This is a genomic window from Streptomyces sp. NPDC088732, from assembly GCF_044751205.1.
Taxonomy (GTDB): Bacteria; Actinomycetota; Actinomycetes; order Streptomycetales; family Streptomycetaceae; genus Actinacidiphila.
The window spans coordinates 111,505-125,732 of the sequence record NZ_JBIVLI010000011.1; the positions used below are offsets into that span (position 1 = coordinate 111,505).

The following is a 14,228-nucleotide window of genomic DNA, read 5'->3' on the forward strand; positions in this document are numbered from 1 at the left end:
TCCTGACAGAGGGGTTGTTCATGCCAGGTCCCATCCAGTCGCTCAGCCGTGCGGCTGCGATCCTGCGGCTGCTGGCCGGCGGGGAGCGCAGGCTCGGCCTGTCGGACGTAGCCTCCTCGCTGGGCCTGGCCAAGGGAACGGCACACGGCATCCTGCGCACCCTCCAGCAGGAGGGCTTCGTCGAGCAGGACCCGGTCTCCGGCCGCTACCAGCTGGGGGCGGAGCTGCTCCGGCTGGGCAACAGCTACCTGGACGTGCACGAGCTGCGCGCCCGCGCCCTGGTGTGGACCGACGACCTGGCCCGCTCCAGTGGCGAGGCCGTCTATCTGGGCGTCCTCCACCAGCAGGGCGTGCTCATCGTGCACCACGTCTTCCGCCCCGACGACAGCCGCCAGGTGCTGGAGGTCGGCGCGATGCACCCGCTGCACAGCAGTGCGCTGGGCAAGGTGCTCTCCGCGTACGACCCGGTCGCGCACGGCGAGGTGACCGAGATGACGCGCGAACCGCTGACCGCGCGAACGGTCACCGGGGCGGCGGAGTTCGAGGGCGTGCTCGACCTCACACGGGCCCGCGGCTGGGCGGCGGACCTGGAGGAGACCTGGGACGGCGTGGCCTCGATCGCCGCGCCCATCCACGACCGGCACCGCATGCCGGTCGGCGCGGTCGCCGTCACCGGCGCGGTGGAGCGGGTCTGCGAGGACGGCGACATCCGGGCCCACCTGGTCGCCGCGGTGCGGGACTGCGCCCGCGCGGTCTCCCGCGACCTGGGCGCCGGCCGGTTCTGAGCCCGGCCGGTTCCGGGCCCGGCCGGGAGACCGTTCCGCAACCTGTCGAACTCTTGACGCATCCGGTCACGCAGGAGAACACTCTCGTTCGGCGGTCGACATTGTCGAACAGCAGCCGACGGAGTCGGTACGGTGTACCTGGCCGTGGGACCGCCGGGGGGCCTGGTGACAGGCTCGCGAACCCCTGAACGGGACAAGGGTTCGCTCTCCCCTGGACGAAGGACAAAGGAGTCGCACGTGTCCAGTGAGCACATCTTTCTCGGCGAGACCATCGGTACCGCCATATTGATCCTTCTCGGCGGCGGCGTCTGCGCGGCCGTGACCCTCAAGAGTTCCAAGGCGCGCAACGCCGGCTGGCTCGCCATCACCTTCGGCTGGGGCTTCGCCGTCCTGACCGGTGCCTACATCTCGGGCAGCCTCTCCGGCGCCCACCTCAACCCGGCCGTCACCATCGGCCTCGCCGTCGACAGCGGCGACTGGAGCAACGTCCCGGTCTACCTGGCCGGCCAGATGCTCGGCGCGATGATCGGCGCCGCCCTCGTGTGGGCCGCCTACGCCGGGCAGTTCCAGGCCCACCTGAGCGACCCCGAGATCACCGGTGCCATCGAAGGCCCCCACACCACCGAGGGCACCGAGGGCACCGAGACCACCGCAACCGCCGCCTCCGGTAAGCGGCCGGCCGCCGCTCCCGGCCCGGTGCTGGGGATCTTCTCCACCGGCCCCGAGATCCGCAACGTGGCGCAGAACCTGGCCACCGAGATCATCGGCACCTTCGTCCTCGTGCTGTTCATCCTGACCCTCGGCCTCACCAAGGGCCTGACCGTCTCCGGTACCGGGACCCTCATGGTCGCCCTGGTCGTCGTCGGCATCGGCCTCTCGCTCGGCGGCCCGACCGGCTACGCCATCAACCCCGCGCGCGACCTCGGTCCGCGCATCGTGCACGCGCTCCTGCCGCTGCCGAACAAAGGGGGATCAGACTGGAGCTATGCCTGGATACCGGTTGTCGGCCCGATCGTGGGCGCGGTCCTCGCAGCCGGCCTCCACCGGATCGCATTCTGAGCAGTAGCAGCCGACGACCCCACTGGACTTGAGGAGCACACCGTGACCAACGCCCACACCGAAGGCCCCTTCATCGCCGCGATCGACCAGGGAACCACGTCCTCGCGCTGCATCGTCTTCGACAGGGACGGCCGCATCGTCTCGGTCGGACAGAAGGAGCACGAGCAGATCTTCCCGAAGCCGGGATGGGTCGAGCACAACGCCGCCGAGATCTGGACCAACGTCCAGGAGGTCGTCGCCGAGGCCGTCTCCAAGGCGGGCATCACCGCCGCCGACGTCAAGGCGATCGGCATCACCAACCAGCGCGAGACCACACTGCTGTGGGACAAGGCGACCGGCGAGCCGGTGCACAACGCCCTGGTCTGGCAGGACACCCGCACCGACGCCCTGTGCAAGGAGCTCGGCCGCAACGTCGGCCAGGACCGCTTCCGCCGCGAGACCGGCCTGCCCCTGGCCTCGTACTTCTCCGGCCCGAAGATCCGCTGGCTGCTCGACAACGTCGAGGGCCTGCGGGAGCGCGCCGAGGCCGGCGAGATCCTCTTCGGCACCATGGACAGCTGGGTGATCTGGAACCTCACCGGCGGCGTCAACGGCGGCCGGCACGTCACCGACGTCACCAACGCCTCCCGCACGCTGCTGATGAACCTGCACACCCTGGACTGGGACGACAAGATCCTGTCCTCCCTCGGCATCCCGGCCGCCGTGCTCCCGGAGATCCGCTCCTCCGCCGAGGTGTACGGCGAGGCCGCCTCCGGCGCCCTGGCGGGCGTGCCGGTCGCCTCCGCGCTCGGCGACCAGCAGGCCGCGCTGTTCGGCCAGACCTGCTACTCCGAGGGCGAGGCCAAGTCCACCTACGGCACCGGCACCTTCCTGCTGATGAACACCGGCGACAAGCCGATCAACAGCTACAACGGCCTGATCACCACCGTCGGCTACCGCATCGGCGACCAGAAGCCGGTGTACGCGCTGGAGGGCTCCATCGCCGTCACCGGTTCGCTGGTGCAGTGGATGCGCGACCAGATGGGCCTGATCAAGACGGCTGCCGAGATCGAGACGCTGGCCATGTCGGTCGAGGACAACGGCGGCGCCTACTTCGTGCCGGCCTTCTCCGGCCTGTTCGCCCCGTACTGGCGCTCCGACGCCCGCGGTGTGATCGCCGGCCTCACCCGCTACGTGACCAAGGCGCACATCGCCCGCGCGGTGCTGGAGGCGACCGCCTGGCAGACCCGCGAGATCGTCGACGCGATGACCAAGGACTCGGGCGTGGAGCTCACCGCGCTCAAGGTCGACGGCGGCATGACCGCCAACAACCTGCTGATGCAGACCCTCGCCGACTTCCTGGACGCGCCCGTCGTGCGCCCCCTGGTCGCCGAGACCACCTGCCTGGGCGCCGCCTACGCCGCCGGCCTGGCGGTGGGCTTCTGGTCGGACACCGACGAGCTGCGCGCCAACTGGCGCCGGGCCGCCGAATGGACCCCGCGGATGGACGCCGACATCCGCGACCGCGAGTACAAGAGCTGGCTCAAGGCCGTCGAGCGGACCATGGGCTGGATCGAAGAGGAGCACTGAACCGAACATGACCACCACGCAGCACGTCCCGGCTCTCGGGACGCATCCGACCGCCGGCCGGAACCCGGGCCGCGCCGAGACCCGGGAACTGCTGAGCCGCGCCACCTACGACCTGCTGGTGATCGGCGGCGGCATCCTGGGCACCTCCGTGGCCTGGCACGCCGCGCAGTCGGGGCTGCGGGTGGCGATGGTGGACGCCGGCGACTTCGCCGGCGCCACCAGCTCGGCCTCCTCCAAACTCGTCCACGGCGGTCTGCGCTACCTCCAGACCGGCGCGGTCAAGCTGGTGGCGGAGAACCACATGGAGCGCCGGGTGCTGGCCAGGGACGTGGCCCCGCACCTGGTGAACCCGCTCACCTTCTACCTGCCGGTCTACAAGGGCGGCCCGGTCGGGGCCGCCAAGCTCGGCGCCGGCGTCTTCGCCTACTCGGCGCTGTCGGCCTTCGGCGACGGAGTGGGCCGGATCATCTCCCCGTCCCGGGCGGCGGCCGCCAACCCGGCGCTGCGCACGGACGACCTGAAGGCGGTGGCCGTCTACTACGACCACCAGATGAACGACTCGCGCATGGCCGTGATGACGGTGCGCGCCGCCGTCGACGCGGGCGCCGTCGTCCTCAACCACGCCGAGGTGACCGGACTGCGCTTCACGCACGGCCGCGTCACCGGCGCCGACCTCAAGGACCGGCTGGACGGCACCGAGTTCGGCGTCGACGCACGGCTGGTGCTCAACGCCACCGGCCCCTGGGTCGACCACCTGCGGCGGATGGAGGACAAGGGCGCCGCGCCCAGCATCCGGCTGTCCAAGGGCGCCCACATCGTGCTCAAGCGCAAGGCGCCGTGGCGGGCGGCCATGGCGACGCCGATCGACAAGTACCGCATCACCTTCGCGCTGCCGTGGGAGGACCAGCTGCTGCTGGGCACCACGGACGAGGAGTACACCGGCGACCCGGCCGACGTACGGGCGACCGAGGCCGACGTCCGGCAGATCCTGGACGAGGCGGCCCACTCCGTGCGGGACGAGCACCTGTCCCCCGACCTGATCACCTATGCCTTCGCGGGTCTGCGGGTGCTGCCGGGCGGCCCCGGCGGGGTGGAGAAGGCCAAGCGCGAGACGGTCGTGACCGAGGGCAGCGGCGGCATGCTGTCGGTCGCGGGCGGCAAGTGGACGACGTACCGGCACATCGGGCGCACGGTCATGGGCAAGCTCGCCAAGCTGCCCGGCGGCCCGCTGAACGAGGACATGGAGCCGCTGGACCACCTGCCGCGCCGGGTGCCCCTGCCGGGGGTCGCCAACCCGAACGCGGTCGCCCACCGGCTGCTGGTCGACCGCGACCCGGGCCACCGCATCGACCCGCTGACGGCCCGTCACCTGGCGACCCACTACGGCGCGTTGTCCTTCGACATCGCCCGGATGGTGAACGAGGACCCCGCGCTCGGCGAGCGTATCCACCCCGACGGCCCGGAGATATGGGCCCAGGTCGTCTACGCCCGCGACCACGAGTGGGCGCAGACCGCGGACGACGTGCTGCGGCGCCGCACCACCGTGACGGTGCGGGGACTGGACACCGCGGACGTCCGCGCCCGCGTGGAGGCCGTCCTGGCCGCCCGGCGCGGCTGACGCCCGCGCCCCGGGCCCGGGTGGGCTGTGCGACCGGCACAGCCCACCCGGGCCTTTCGCGTTCCCACCCGCCTTCGCGGCAGAAGGGTTTGGCGCCGGGTTGACATCGGGGCGTTCCTGAAACACTCTTTAACTACTTGATTAGTTAAAGGGGGGTTGACGCATGGTCGAGTTCCGCATCGACCGGCGCAGCGGGGTCGCCACGTACCTGCAAATCGTGCATCAGACCAAACAGGCCCTGCGGCTCGGGCTGCTCCGGCCCGGCGACCAGTTGCCCACCGCCCGCGAGGTGGTCGAGACGACCGTCGTCAACCCGAACACCGTGCTGAAGGCCTATCGCGAACTGGAACGCGAGGGGCTGGTGGTCGCGCGACGCGGCCTGGGCACCTTCGTGCAGAAGTCGCTCGGCGCCGCACCCGCCGACTCGCCGCTCGCCGCGGAACTGGCCGGCTGGATGCGCCGGGCGCGCGAGAGCGGACTCGACCGCGAGGACGCGTCTGCGCTGTTCCACTCCGTGCTGGACCGGGAGTTCTCCGGCGAGCAGTGAACGAGCGGCCGGTCGAACCGGCCGGACTCCCCCTCCGTGTACCGTCCGGGAGCACCGCCGACCGCGCCTGGAGGACCGATGACCGCCGATCCGCAGCCCATCACCCGCATCCCCCGCTCGGGGCTGCCCGCCCATGCGGTCGTCGTGGGCGACCCGGCGCGGGCGGCGGACGTCGCCGGGATGCTGGCGGAGGCTCGGGAGGTGGCGCACCACCGCGAGTACCGCACCTTCACCGGCACGTGGAAGGGCACGGCCGTGGTGGTCGCCTCGCACGGGGTGGGCGCCCCGGGGGCGATGCTGCTGTTCCAGGAGCTGGTGGGGGCCGGGGTCCGCACCATCCTGCGGCTGGGCACCGCCGGGGCGATCAGGGCCGGCATCCGGGACGGCGACCTGGTGATCGCCGAGGCGGCCGTGCGCGACGACGGGGTCACGCAGCAGCTGCTGCCGCCGGAGTACCCGGCGTTCGCGACGCCGGAGGCGGTGCTGGCCCTGGAGCGTGCGGCGCGGGCCCTGGACGCGCCGCACCACCGCGGCGTGGTCTGGACGCGGGCGGCGTTCCAGCCGGGCTTCCTGCCGCTGCCGGGCGAGGCGTACACGGCCGCCGGGATCGCGGCCATCGAGATGGAGCTGTCGGCGCTGCTGGTGCTCGCCTCCACGCGTGGCCTGGTGGCGGGCGGCGCGCTGGTCGTGGACGGGGCGAACGCGGACGACCTCGTGGACGTCGAGGCGACCGGCGGCTACGACCCGGACCGGAGCGTGGTCGCCGAGGGGGTGGCCCGCGGCAGCCGGGTAACGTTGGACGCCTTGCATCTGCTGGCCACCGAGTACGGAAGCGACATGAAGTGAGCGTTCAGGACGCCGATCTGCTGGTGCACGGCGGCGATGTGCTGACCGTCGACGCGGCGGGCACCGTCGTGCCGGACGGGGCCGTCGCGGTGCGCGACGGCGCGATCGTGGCCGTCGGCCCGGCGGCGGAGGTGCGCGCCGCGTACCGGGCCGCCGAGGAGATCGACGCGACGGGCTGCCTGGTGCTGCCGGGCCTGATCAACACCCACACCCATCTGGCGATGACCCTGCTGCGGGGCTGCGCCGACGACGTGGACCTCCAGGAGTTCCTGGCCCGCGTGATCCCCCGCGAGGCCGAACTGCTCTCGCCGGGCGCGGTGGCGGCCGGGGTGCGGGTCGCGGTGGCGGAGAGCGTGCGCGCGGGCGTCACCACCGGCCTGGACATGTACTGGTTCCACGAGTCCGCCGAGGAGGCCGCCCGGCAGGCGGGCTGGCGGCTGCTGGCCGGCCCGACGTTCATGGACGTCCCCGGCCCGCCGGACGGCCGTCCCTACGGCGACCGCATGGCCTGGGCCGCGGCCGACCTCGCGGGACGCGTCGCGCACGCGCCGGGCACCCGCCCGGTGGTCTTCGCGCACAGCGCGTACACCCTGGACCCCGACCAGCTGGTGGCGGTCAGCACGCTGGCCCGCGAGCACGGCGCGCTGCTGCACGTCCACGCGGCGGAGAACGCCGCCGAGGTCGCCATGGTCGTCGAACGCCACGGCAAGCGCCCGGTGGAGCTGCTGGACTCCCTCGGCGTGCTCGGCCCCGACGTGCTCCTCGCGCACGCGGTGGACCTCACGGACGGCGAGATCGCCGCGCTGGCCAGGACCGGCACGGCCGTCGCGCACTGCCCGGTGTCCAACCTGAAGCTGGGCTGCGGCATCGCCCGCGTCCCGGACCTGCTCGCCGCCGGTGTCACCGTCGGACTCGGCACCGACGGCGTCGTCAGCTCCAACACCCTCGACGTGCTCGGCGCGGTACGGGCCGCCGCGCTGGTCCACAAGGCCGGCGGCGACCCCACCGCCGTGGGCGCCGAGCAGGCGGTGCGGATGGCGACGATCGAGTCCGCCCGCGCGCTCGGCCTGGACGCCCACCTCGGCTCCCTGGAGCCCGGCAAGCGCGCCGACCTCGTTGTCCTCGACCTGAGCGGGCCGCACCTGGCGCCGCGCCACGACCCGTGGTCGATGCTCGCGTACGCCGCCGCGGCCGCCGACGTCCGCGACACCGTCGTGGACGGCCGCGTCCTGATGCGCGACCGCGCACTGCTCACCCTGGACGAACCGGCCGCGCTGCGCGCACTGGAGGCGCTGGAGCAGGAGCACCCGGCATGACCTCCGCCCTGGAACCCACCCGCGGCTTCACCGGCCGCGCCCGGGCCGCCGACCGCGACCCGCGGCTGCCGCCCGGCCAGTACGACGCGCACGACGACTGGCCGGTGCTGTCGGCCGAGGTCACCCCGCGTATCGCGGCGGCGGAGTGGACGCTGCGCGTCGACGGCCTGGTGGCGGCGCCGCGCACCTGGAGCTGGGACGAGGCGCAGGCCCTGCCGCGGTCCTCCTACCGCGGCGACATCCACTGCGTGACCGGGTGGTCGAAGTTCGGCGTGCACTTCGGAGGGGTGTCGCTGGACGCCTTCCTGGCGGCGGTGCGCCCCTCCCCCGAGGCCACGCACGTCGTGGCGTACGCGCACACCGGCTACGCCGCCGGCCTGCCGCTGGCCGACGTCACCGGCGGCCGGGCCTGGATCGCCTTCGAGTACGGCGGCGCGCCGCTCGCCCCCGAGCACGGCGGCCCGGCCCGGCTGGTCGTGCCGCACCTGTACTTCTGGAAGAGCGCCAAGTGGATCGCCGGCATCCGCCTGATCGACCACGACGAGGCGGGCTTCTGGGAGCAGAACGGCTACCACGCCCGCGGCAATCCGTGGCAGGAGCAGCGCTACGCCCATGACTGACCTCGCCGTACCCGCCTTCGTCCCGCCGACGCGCTTCGCCGTGCCCGGCCGCGTCGCGGTCGGTGCGGCCGCCGCCGCGGTGTGGCGGCGCGCCACGCTCACCGAGGTCCGCCGCGAGACCCCGCGCGCCGCGACGTTCCGCTTCGCGGTGCCCGGCTGGGCGGGGCATCTGCCGGGCCAGTACCTCACGCTGCGCCTGACGGCGGCCGACGGCTACACGGCCCAGCGCAACTACTCCCTCGCCTCCGCGCCGGACGGCTCGGGCCACATCGAGCTCACCCTCGACCACGTCCCGGACGGCGAGGTCTCCGGCCATCTGCACACCGTCGCCCGCCCCGGCGACACCGTCGAGGTCCGCGGCCCGCACAGCGGCTTCTTCGCCTGGTCGGGCGACCGGCCCGCGCTGCTGCTCGGCGCCGGCTCCGGGGTCGTGCCGCTGATGTCGATGATCCGCCACCACCGGCTGCGCGGGCCGGACGTGCCGTTGCGGCTGATCGTCTCGGCCCGTACGCGCGAGGACCTGATCTACGCCGGCGAGTACGGGGCGGAGACCACCGTCGTCCTCACCCGCTCCCAGGGCCGGCTGGGCGCCGCGCATCTGGCCCCGTACCTGGCCGATCCGCCGCCGGGCGGCTGGGAGGCGTACGTGTGCGGGGGCAACGGCTTCGCGGAGCACGCCTCCCGGCTCCTGGTGGACGGCGGGCAGCCGCCCGGGCGGATCCGCATCGAGCGATTCGGCTGATCAGCGACCTTCGGGTATTCTCCTCTTTACGTGATCTTCCGGGGCACCGCCCCGGCCGGTCCGCACCGGGACGTGGCGCAGCTTGGTAGCGCACTTGACTGGGGGTCAAGGGGTCGCAGGTTCAAATCCTGTCGTCCCGACGGTGCTTGTGAACGTGTCCGCAGTTGAAGGCCTTGCCCCACTCCGGTGGGGCAAGGCCTTCGTGCGTCGGGCCCAGCGGATTCCGCGGGTCAGCGGAGGACGATCTGGAGGACGGGCGGAACGCCGGCGGCGCGAGCGCCCGGAGCGCCGCGATGTCGCGGCCGTAGCGCGACCGCGGGTCGCCCGAGCGATGGACGTGGCCTCCCGCGGCCATGCGTCTCCCCTCCCTGCAGCCGGTCGCGGGCGGTGACGGGACGTCGCGCACCGCACCCCCTCGGACCGAACTGCCCGCGTGCCAAGGACAGTGCGCCCAGTGGTCCGCCGATTGCTCAGGGATGCCGGAGGACCGGACCTTGCGAGAGCGGCTCCCGCTCCCGGCGGTGCGGGCATAATGGCCCGATACATCGGATGTTCTGGAGGCGAGGGCGGTCATGGCAGTCACCGACGAGGCGATCGAGAAGATCAAGGGGATGATCGTCTCCGGTGCGCTGCGCCCCGGCGACCGGCTCCCCAAGGAGAGCGAACTGGCGGCGGACCTCGGCCTGTCCCGCAACTCGCTGCGCGAGGCGGTGCGCGCGCTCTCACTGATCCGCATCCTGGACGTGCGGCAGGGCGACGGCACGTACGTCACCAGCCTGGACCCCCAACTCCTGCTGGAGGCCATGAGCTTCGTGGTGGACTTCCACCGCGACGACACCGTGCTGGAGTTCCTGGCCGTGCGCCGCATACTGGAGCCCGCGGCGACGGCCATGGCGGCCGCGATCATCCCCGAGTCCCAGCTGGACGCCCTGGAGGACCAGTTGGCGGCGCTGGGCACGAGCCCGTCGGTCGAGGAACTGGTCGCCTGCGACCTGGAGTTCCACCGCGGCATCGTGCAGGCGGCCGGCAACTCGGTGCTGTGCTCGCTGCTCGACGGGCTGTCCGGGCCCACCACGCGGGCGCGGATCTGGCGCGGGCTGACCCAGGAGGACGCGGTCAGCCGCACCCTGCACGAGCACCGGGCGATCCTCGGCGCGCTGCGCGACCGCGACGCGGAGGCTGCCCGGTCGTGGGCGACGGTGCACGTCGCCAGCGTGGAGCAGTGGCTGCGCTCGACACTCTGAGCGGCCGTCCGGCCGCGAACCGGGAACGGCCTCACGCGCGTCCGATCTCTCGAAGAAGTGATCGAGTAAAGGGATCGGATGAATTCACGCCCACGCCTGCTCTCCCGCCCGGCTGCCCGCACGGGCCGCCCTGCCCGCACGACCCCGGGGCCCCGTCCGCGCCTCCGGCTCCGCCGCCCCTCCCGCCGTGCGCTGCGGCGCGGCGCCCTCGTGGTCGCGCTCGCCGTGCTGCTGCCGGTGCTGGCCGCCGGCGTCGCGCTGCGCCTGGAGTTCGCCGGCGACCCCTCCGGGGCGGGCCCCGACCGCGGCCGCAACGCGGTCTGGCTCGGCCACGCCTGGGTCGACGGCCGCCGGGACGCGGCCGACCTGGCCGCGCTCGGGCGGCAGCTGCGCGGCAGCGGCACCCGTGACCTGTATGTGCACACCGGCCCGCTGGAGTTCGACGGCGGTCTGGATCCGGCGCTGTACCCGGGGGCCGCGTCGCTGGTGCGGGAGGTACACCGCGCGCTGCCCGGCGTGCGAGTGCAGGCGTGGCTGGGTCAGGTGGTCTCGCACCACGGCGAACAGGGGCTGCACCTGGACGACCCGGCGACGCGGGCCCGGATCGGGGCGAGCGCCGGGCAGGCGCTGGCGGCGGGCTTCGACGGGGTGCACCTGGACCTGGAGCCGATGTACTCCGGCGACCGCGGCTTCCTCGACGTCCTGGACTCCGTGCGCGCGCTGACGGCCCGGCGGGGCGCCGTCCTGTCCGTCGCGACCCATCAGATCGACCCGCTGCCGTCCCTGCACGTCCCGGCCGGCGCGCTGTTCCACCACCCCAAGTGGTGGTCGCAGGCCTACTTCGGGGCGGTCGCCCGCAGGGTGGACCAGGTCGCGGTCATGGCCTACGACACCTCCCTGCCGCTGGAGAGCCTCTTCGGCGGCTACGTGGCCCAGCAGACCGCGCTGGCCCTGGAGGTGACGCCGCCGTCCACCGACCTGCTGATCGGGCTGCCCGGCTACCACACGAACAACCTGGGCCACCACGCGTGGGCGGAGACCGTCGCGGCGGCCGCCCGCGGCGCGCGGCTGGGCCTGGCCCGGCACGATCCGGCCCGCGAGCGCTTCGGGCTGGCCCTGTACGTCGACTTCCACGCCACCGCGGACGACTGGGCCGCGTTCCGGTCCGCGTGGGGGCCGGAGGACGACGGGACGCGTACGACCGGTGACGGTGGGGATCATCCCCCTACGAAGGCGGCGGCACCTGTCCCGTGAAGCCGTAGGCTGGTGCAGCACGCGAAGGAACGGCAGCCGGCGGGGGTGACACCATCTCCCTTCCGGCCGGAAGGAGGCGCTGGGTGATCGAGCTCGAGGGAGTTCCCGAGCTGATCGACCCGGTCATGGTGGCCGCGTTCGAGGGCTGGAACGACGCCGGGGACGCCGCCTCCGCCGCGGTCGGGCATCTGGACCGGGAGTTCAAGGGTGAGGTGTTCGCGGCGCTGGACGCCGAGGACTACTACGACTTCCAGGTCAACCGTCCCACGGTGTGGATGGACGGCGGCGTACGCCAGATCACCTGGCCCACGACCCGGCTGTCCGTCGTCCGCATCGAGACCCCCAAGCCGCGCGACCTGGTCCTGATCCGGGGCATCGAGCCCAGCATGCGCTGGCGTTCGTTCTGCAACGAGATCCTGGGCTTCGCCCACGAGCTCGGTGTCGAGATGGTCGTGGTGATGGGCGCCCTGCTCGGCGACACGCCGCACACGCGTCCGGTCCCGGTCACCGCGGTGACCTCGGACCCGGACCTGGCGACCGCGCTCAGCCTGGAGGAGTCCCGCTACGAGGGCCCGACCGGCATCGTCGGCATCCTCCAGGAGGCCTGCACGCACGCGGGCATCCCGGCGGTGAGCCTGTGGGCCGCCGTGCCGCACTACGTCTCGCAGCCGCCCAACCCCAAGGCCACGCTGGCGCTGCTCAACCGCCTGGAGGACCTGCTCGACCTGCGCATCCCGCTGGGCGAGCTGCCCGAGGACGCCCGCGCCTGGCAGGTCGGGGTGGACGAGCTCGCGGCCGAGGACAGCGAGGTCTCCGAGTACGTGCAGACCCTGGAGGAGGCCCGCGACACGGCCGAACTGCCGGAGGCCTCCGGCGAGGCCATCGCCCGCGAGTTCGAGCGCTACCTGCGGCGCCGCGACCCGCAGGCGGGCGACCAGGACGCGGGCCCGTACCTGCGCGACACCTCGCCGAAGCCGGACACCGGCACCGCCGGCAGCGGCGGCGGCAGCGGCCTGCCGAGGGCCGACCGGGACGAGGCGGGGAAGGACCGCACGGCCGACACCGACGGCGAGAACTCCGGGGACACCGGGAACACCGGGAACACCGACAACGACGAGTGAGCCGGGCGCCGCACGAACGCCGAAGGCCGTTGCCCCCGCGGGGGCAACGGCCTTCGGCGTTGCCGGGGTCAGCCCAGGCGAAGCCGGTGCGGGCTCACAGCGCCACGCCGAGCAGGGCGTTCACGGCGCGCGACACCAGCCCCGGGGCTCCGATGTCGGTGCCGCCCTCGGCGGCCTGGAGCGCCGCCCAGCGGTCCACCGCGGCGAGCGTGGCGGGCGCGTCGAGGTCGTCGGCCAGCGCTTCGCGGATCTCCTCGACCAGCGCGTCGGCGGACGGCCCGTCGGGCCGCGACACGGCCGCGCGCCAGGCGCCCAGCCGCTCCACCGCGTCGGCGAGGACCGCATCGGTCCACTCCCAGTCCGCGCGGTAGTGGTGCGCCAGCAGGCTGAGGCGTATGGCGGCCGGGTCGACGCCGTCCCGCCGCAGCTGGGAGACGAAGACCAGGTTGCCCTTGGACTTGGACATCTTCTCGCCGTGGAGCGCGACCATGCCGGCGTGCACGTAGGCCTTGGCCATCGGGAACTCGCCGGTGAGCACCTGGGCGTGCGAGGCGCCCATCTCGTGGTGCGGGAAGGCGAGGTCGGAGCCGCCGCCCTGGACGTCGAAGCCCATGCCGAGGTGGTCCAGCGCGATGGCGACGCACTCGATGTGCCATCCGGGCCGTCCCCGGCCGAGGCTGCCGCCGTCCCAGCTGGGCTCGCCCTCGCGGGCGGAGAGCCACAGGACCGGGTCGAGGGGGTTCTTCTTGCCGGGGCGGTCCGGGTCGCCGCCGCGCTCCGCGGACAGCGCGCGCATGGCGGCGGCGTCGAGGTGGGAGACGCTGCCGAAGTGCGGGTCGGCGTCGACGTGGAAGTAGATGTCCCCGTCGACCTCGTAGGCGGCACCCGCCTCGCGCAGCCGCTCGACCAGCGGGACGATCCCGGGGATGGCCTCGACCGCGCCGATGTAGTGGGCGGGCGGGAGCATCCGCAGGGCGGTCATGTCCTCGCGGAACAGGGTGGTCTCGCGCTCGGCGAGGGCCGTCCAGTCCTGCCCGGTGGCCTCGGCCCGCTCCAGCAGCGGGTCGTCGACGTCGGTGACGTTCTGGACGTAGTGGACCTGGCGCTTCGTGTCGAGCCACACGCGCTGCACGAGGTCGAACGCGTTGTAGGTGGCCGCGTGCCCCATGTGGGTGGCGTCGTAGGGGGTGATCCCGCAGACGTAGATGCGGGCGACCGGACCGGGGTCCAGGGTTACCGGGCCACCGGTCGCGGTGTCGTGGAGACGAAGATCGCGTCCTGTGCCCGGGAGGGCGGGGACGTCGGAAGCGGGCCAGGCATGCATGTCATGAGATTAACCGCCCGCGTGATCGGCAAACGACCGCTGGGGTCCCCCGGGACTGTGCCGTCGCCCACTGCGGCGCCCCGGCGGACCCGCCGGGCCCCTCGGACGGAGATGCGGGCGGCCGGACCGGGCCCCCGGGGAAAGGGGCTGCCCGTCGCGGTGTCGTGGAGACGAAGATCGCGT

The 14,228-nt window shown here is 73.3% G+C and carries 13 protein-coding genes and 1 tRNA gene; 13 read left to right on the top strand and 1 reads right to left on the bottom strand.

All coding sequences use genetic code 11. From position 1 onward, the window contains the following. Positions 1-20: 20 nt before the first annotated feature. The 13 genes from ACIP9H_RS19950 (at position 21) to ACIP9H_RS20010 (ending at position 12,721) form a co-directional block, all read left to right on the top strand. A complete protein-coding gene (locus tag ACIP9H_RS19950; RefSeq protein WP_401589111.1) occupies positions 21-785 on the top strand; it encodes an IclR family transcriptional regulator in 765 nt (254 codons plus the stop codon). A 237-nt stretch (positions 786-1,022) separates the two neighbouring features. Next, complete coding sequence (locus ACIP9H_RS19955) at positions 1,023-1,844, top strand: MIP/aquaporin family protein (RefSeq protein WP_401589114.1); 822 nt, start codon at positions 1,023-1,025, stop codon at positions 1,842-1,844. A gap of 42 nt (positions 1,845-1,886) precedes the next feature. Continuing rightward, positions 1,887-3,413: a glycerol kinase GlpK gene (gene glpK, locus ACIP9H_RS19960; protein WP_401589116.1), complete on the top strand. Its 1,527-nt coding sequence runs from the start codon at positions 1,887-1,889 to the stop codon at positions 3,411-3,413. A 7-nt stretch (positions 3,414-3,420) separates the two neighbouring features. Beyond that, on the top strand, positions 3,421-5,031 hold the full coding sequence (locus tag ACIP9H_RS19965; RefSeq protein WP_401589119.1) for an FAD-dependent oxidoreductase: 1,611 nt from the start codon (positions 3,421-3,423) through the stop codon (positions 5,029-5,031). Between the two features lie 163 nt (positions 5,032-5,194). Next, positions 5,195-5,578: a GntR family transcriptional regulator gene (locus ACIP9H_RS19970; RefSeq protein WP_401589122.1), complete on the top strand. Its 384-nt coding sequence runs from the start codon at positions 5,195-5,197 to the stop codon at positions 5,576-5,578. Between the two features lie 78 nt (positions 5,579-5,656). Then, a complete protein-coding gene (locus ACIP9H_RS19975) occupies positions 5,657-6,424 on the top strand; it encodes a nucleoside phosphorylase (protein ID WP_401589124.1) in 768 nt (255 codons plus the stop codon). Further along, positions 6,421-7,740 (top strand): amidohydrolase, encoded by a 1,320-nt coding sequence (locus ACIP9H_RS19980; protein ID WP_401589127.1) that lies wholly within the window; start codon positions 6,421-6,423, stop codon positions 7,738-7,740. The genes ACIP9H_RS19975 and ACIP9H_RS19980 overlap by 4 nt, the downstream gene beginning before the upstream one ends. Before the next feature lie 8 nt (positions 7,741-7,748). Beyond that, the gene (locus tag ACIP9H_RS19985; RefSeq protein ID WP_401589484.1) at positions 7,749-8,360 is read left to right on the top strand and encodes a sulfite oxidase-like oxidoreductase; all 612 of its coding nucleotides are present in this window, start codon (positions 7,749-7,751) and stop codon (positions 8,358-8,360) included. Continuing rightward, positions 8,353-9,102: a ferredoxin reductase gene (locus tag ACIP9H_RS19990; protein WP_401589130.1), complete on the top strand. Its 750-nt coding sequence runs from the start codon at positions 8,353-8,355 to the stop codon at positions 9,100-9,102. Before ACIP9H_RS19985 ends, ACIP9H_RS19990 begins: the two co-directional genes overlap by 8 nt. A gap of 66 nt (positions 9,103-9,168) precedes the next feature. Next, positions 9,169-9,242, top strand: a tRNA-Pro gene (locus ACIP9H_RS19995). A 432-nt stretch (positions 9,243-9,674) separates the two neighbouring features. Further along, the gene (locus ACIP9H_RS20000; protein WP_401589133.1) at positions 9,675-10,346 is read left to right on the top strand and encodes a FadR/GntR family transcriptional regulator; all 672 of its coding nucleotides are present in this window, start codon (positions 9,675-9,677) and stop codon (positions 10,344-10,346) included. Between the two features lie 78 nt (positions 10,347-10,424). Beyond that, positions 10,425-11,600: a hypothetical protein gene (locus ACIP9H_RS20005; protein WP_401589135.1), complete on the top strand. Its 1,176-nt coding sequence runs from the start codon at positions 10,425-10,427 to the stop codon at positions 11,598-11,600. A gap of 83 nt (positions 11,601-11,683) precedes the next feature. Further along, complete coding sequence (locus ACIP9H_RS20010) at positions 11,684-12,721, top strand: PAC2 family protein (RefSeq protein WP_401589138.1); 1,038 nt, start codon at positions 11,684-11,686, stop codon at positions 12,719-12,721. 94 nt (positions 12,722-12,815) lie between these two features. Here ACIP9H_RS20010 and mshC read toward each other — a convergent pair whose 3' ends face one another. After that, a complete protein-coding gene (gene mshC / locus ACIP9H_RS20015) occupies positions 12,816-14,045 on the bottom strand; it encodes a cysteine--1-D-myo-inosityl 2-amino-2-deoxy-alpha-D-glucopyranoside ligase (RefSeq protein ID WP_401589140.1) in 1,230 nt (409 codons plus the stop codon). Positions 14,046-14,228: the final 183 nt, after the last annotated feature.

Coding starts and splice junctions, on each gene's coding strand:
- ACIP9H_RS19970 (WP_401589122.1), top strand. CDS start 5,195: ATGGTCGAGTTCCGCATCGACCGGCGCAGCGGGGTCGCCACGTACCTG.
- ACIP9H_RS19990 (WP_401589130.1), top strand. CDS start 8,353: ATGACTGACCTCGCCGTACCCGCCTTCGTCCCGCCGACGCGCTTCGCC.
- ACIP9H_RS19975 (WP_401589124.1), top strand. CDS start 5,657: ATGACCGCCGATCCGCAGCCCATCACCCGCATCCCCCGCTCGGGGCTG.
- ACIP9H_RS20005 (WP_401589135.1), top strand. CDS start 10,425: ATGAATTCACGCCCACGCCTGCTCTCCCGCCCGGCTGCCCGCACGGGC.
- ACIP9H_RS20000 (WP_401589133.1), top strand. CDS start 9,675: ATGGCAGTCACCGACGAGGCGATCGAGAAGATCAAGGGGATGATCGTC.
- mshC (WP_401589140.1), bottom strand. CDS start 14,045: ATGCATGCCTGGCCCGCTTCCGACGTCCCCGCCCTCCCGGGCACAGGA.
- ACIP9H_RS19965 (WP_401589119.1), top strand. CDS start 3,421: ATGACCACCACGCAGCACGTCCCGGCTCTCGGGACGCATCCGACCGCC.
- ACIP9H_RS19950 (WP_401589111.1), top strand. CDS start 21: ATGCCAGGTCCCATCCAGTCGCTCAGCCGTGCGGCTGCGATCCTGCGG.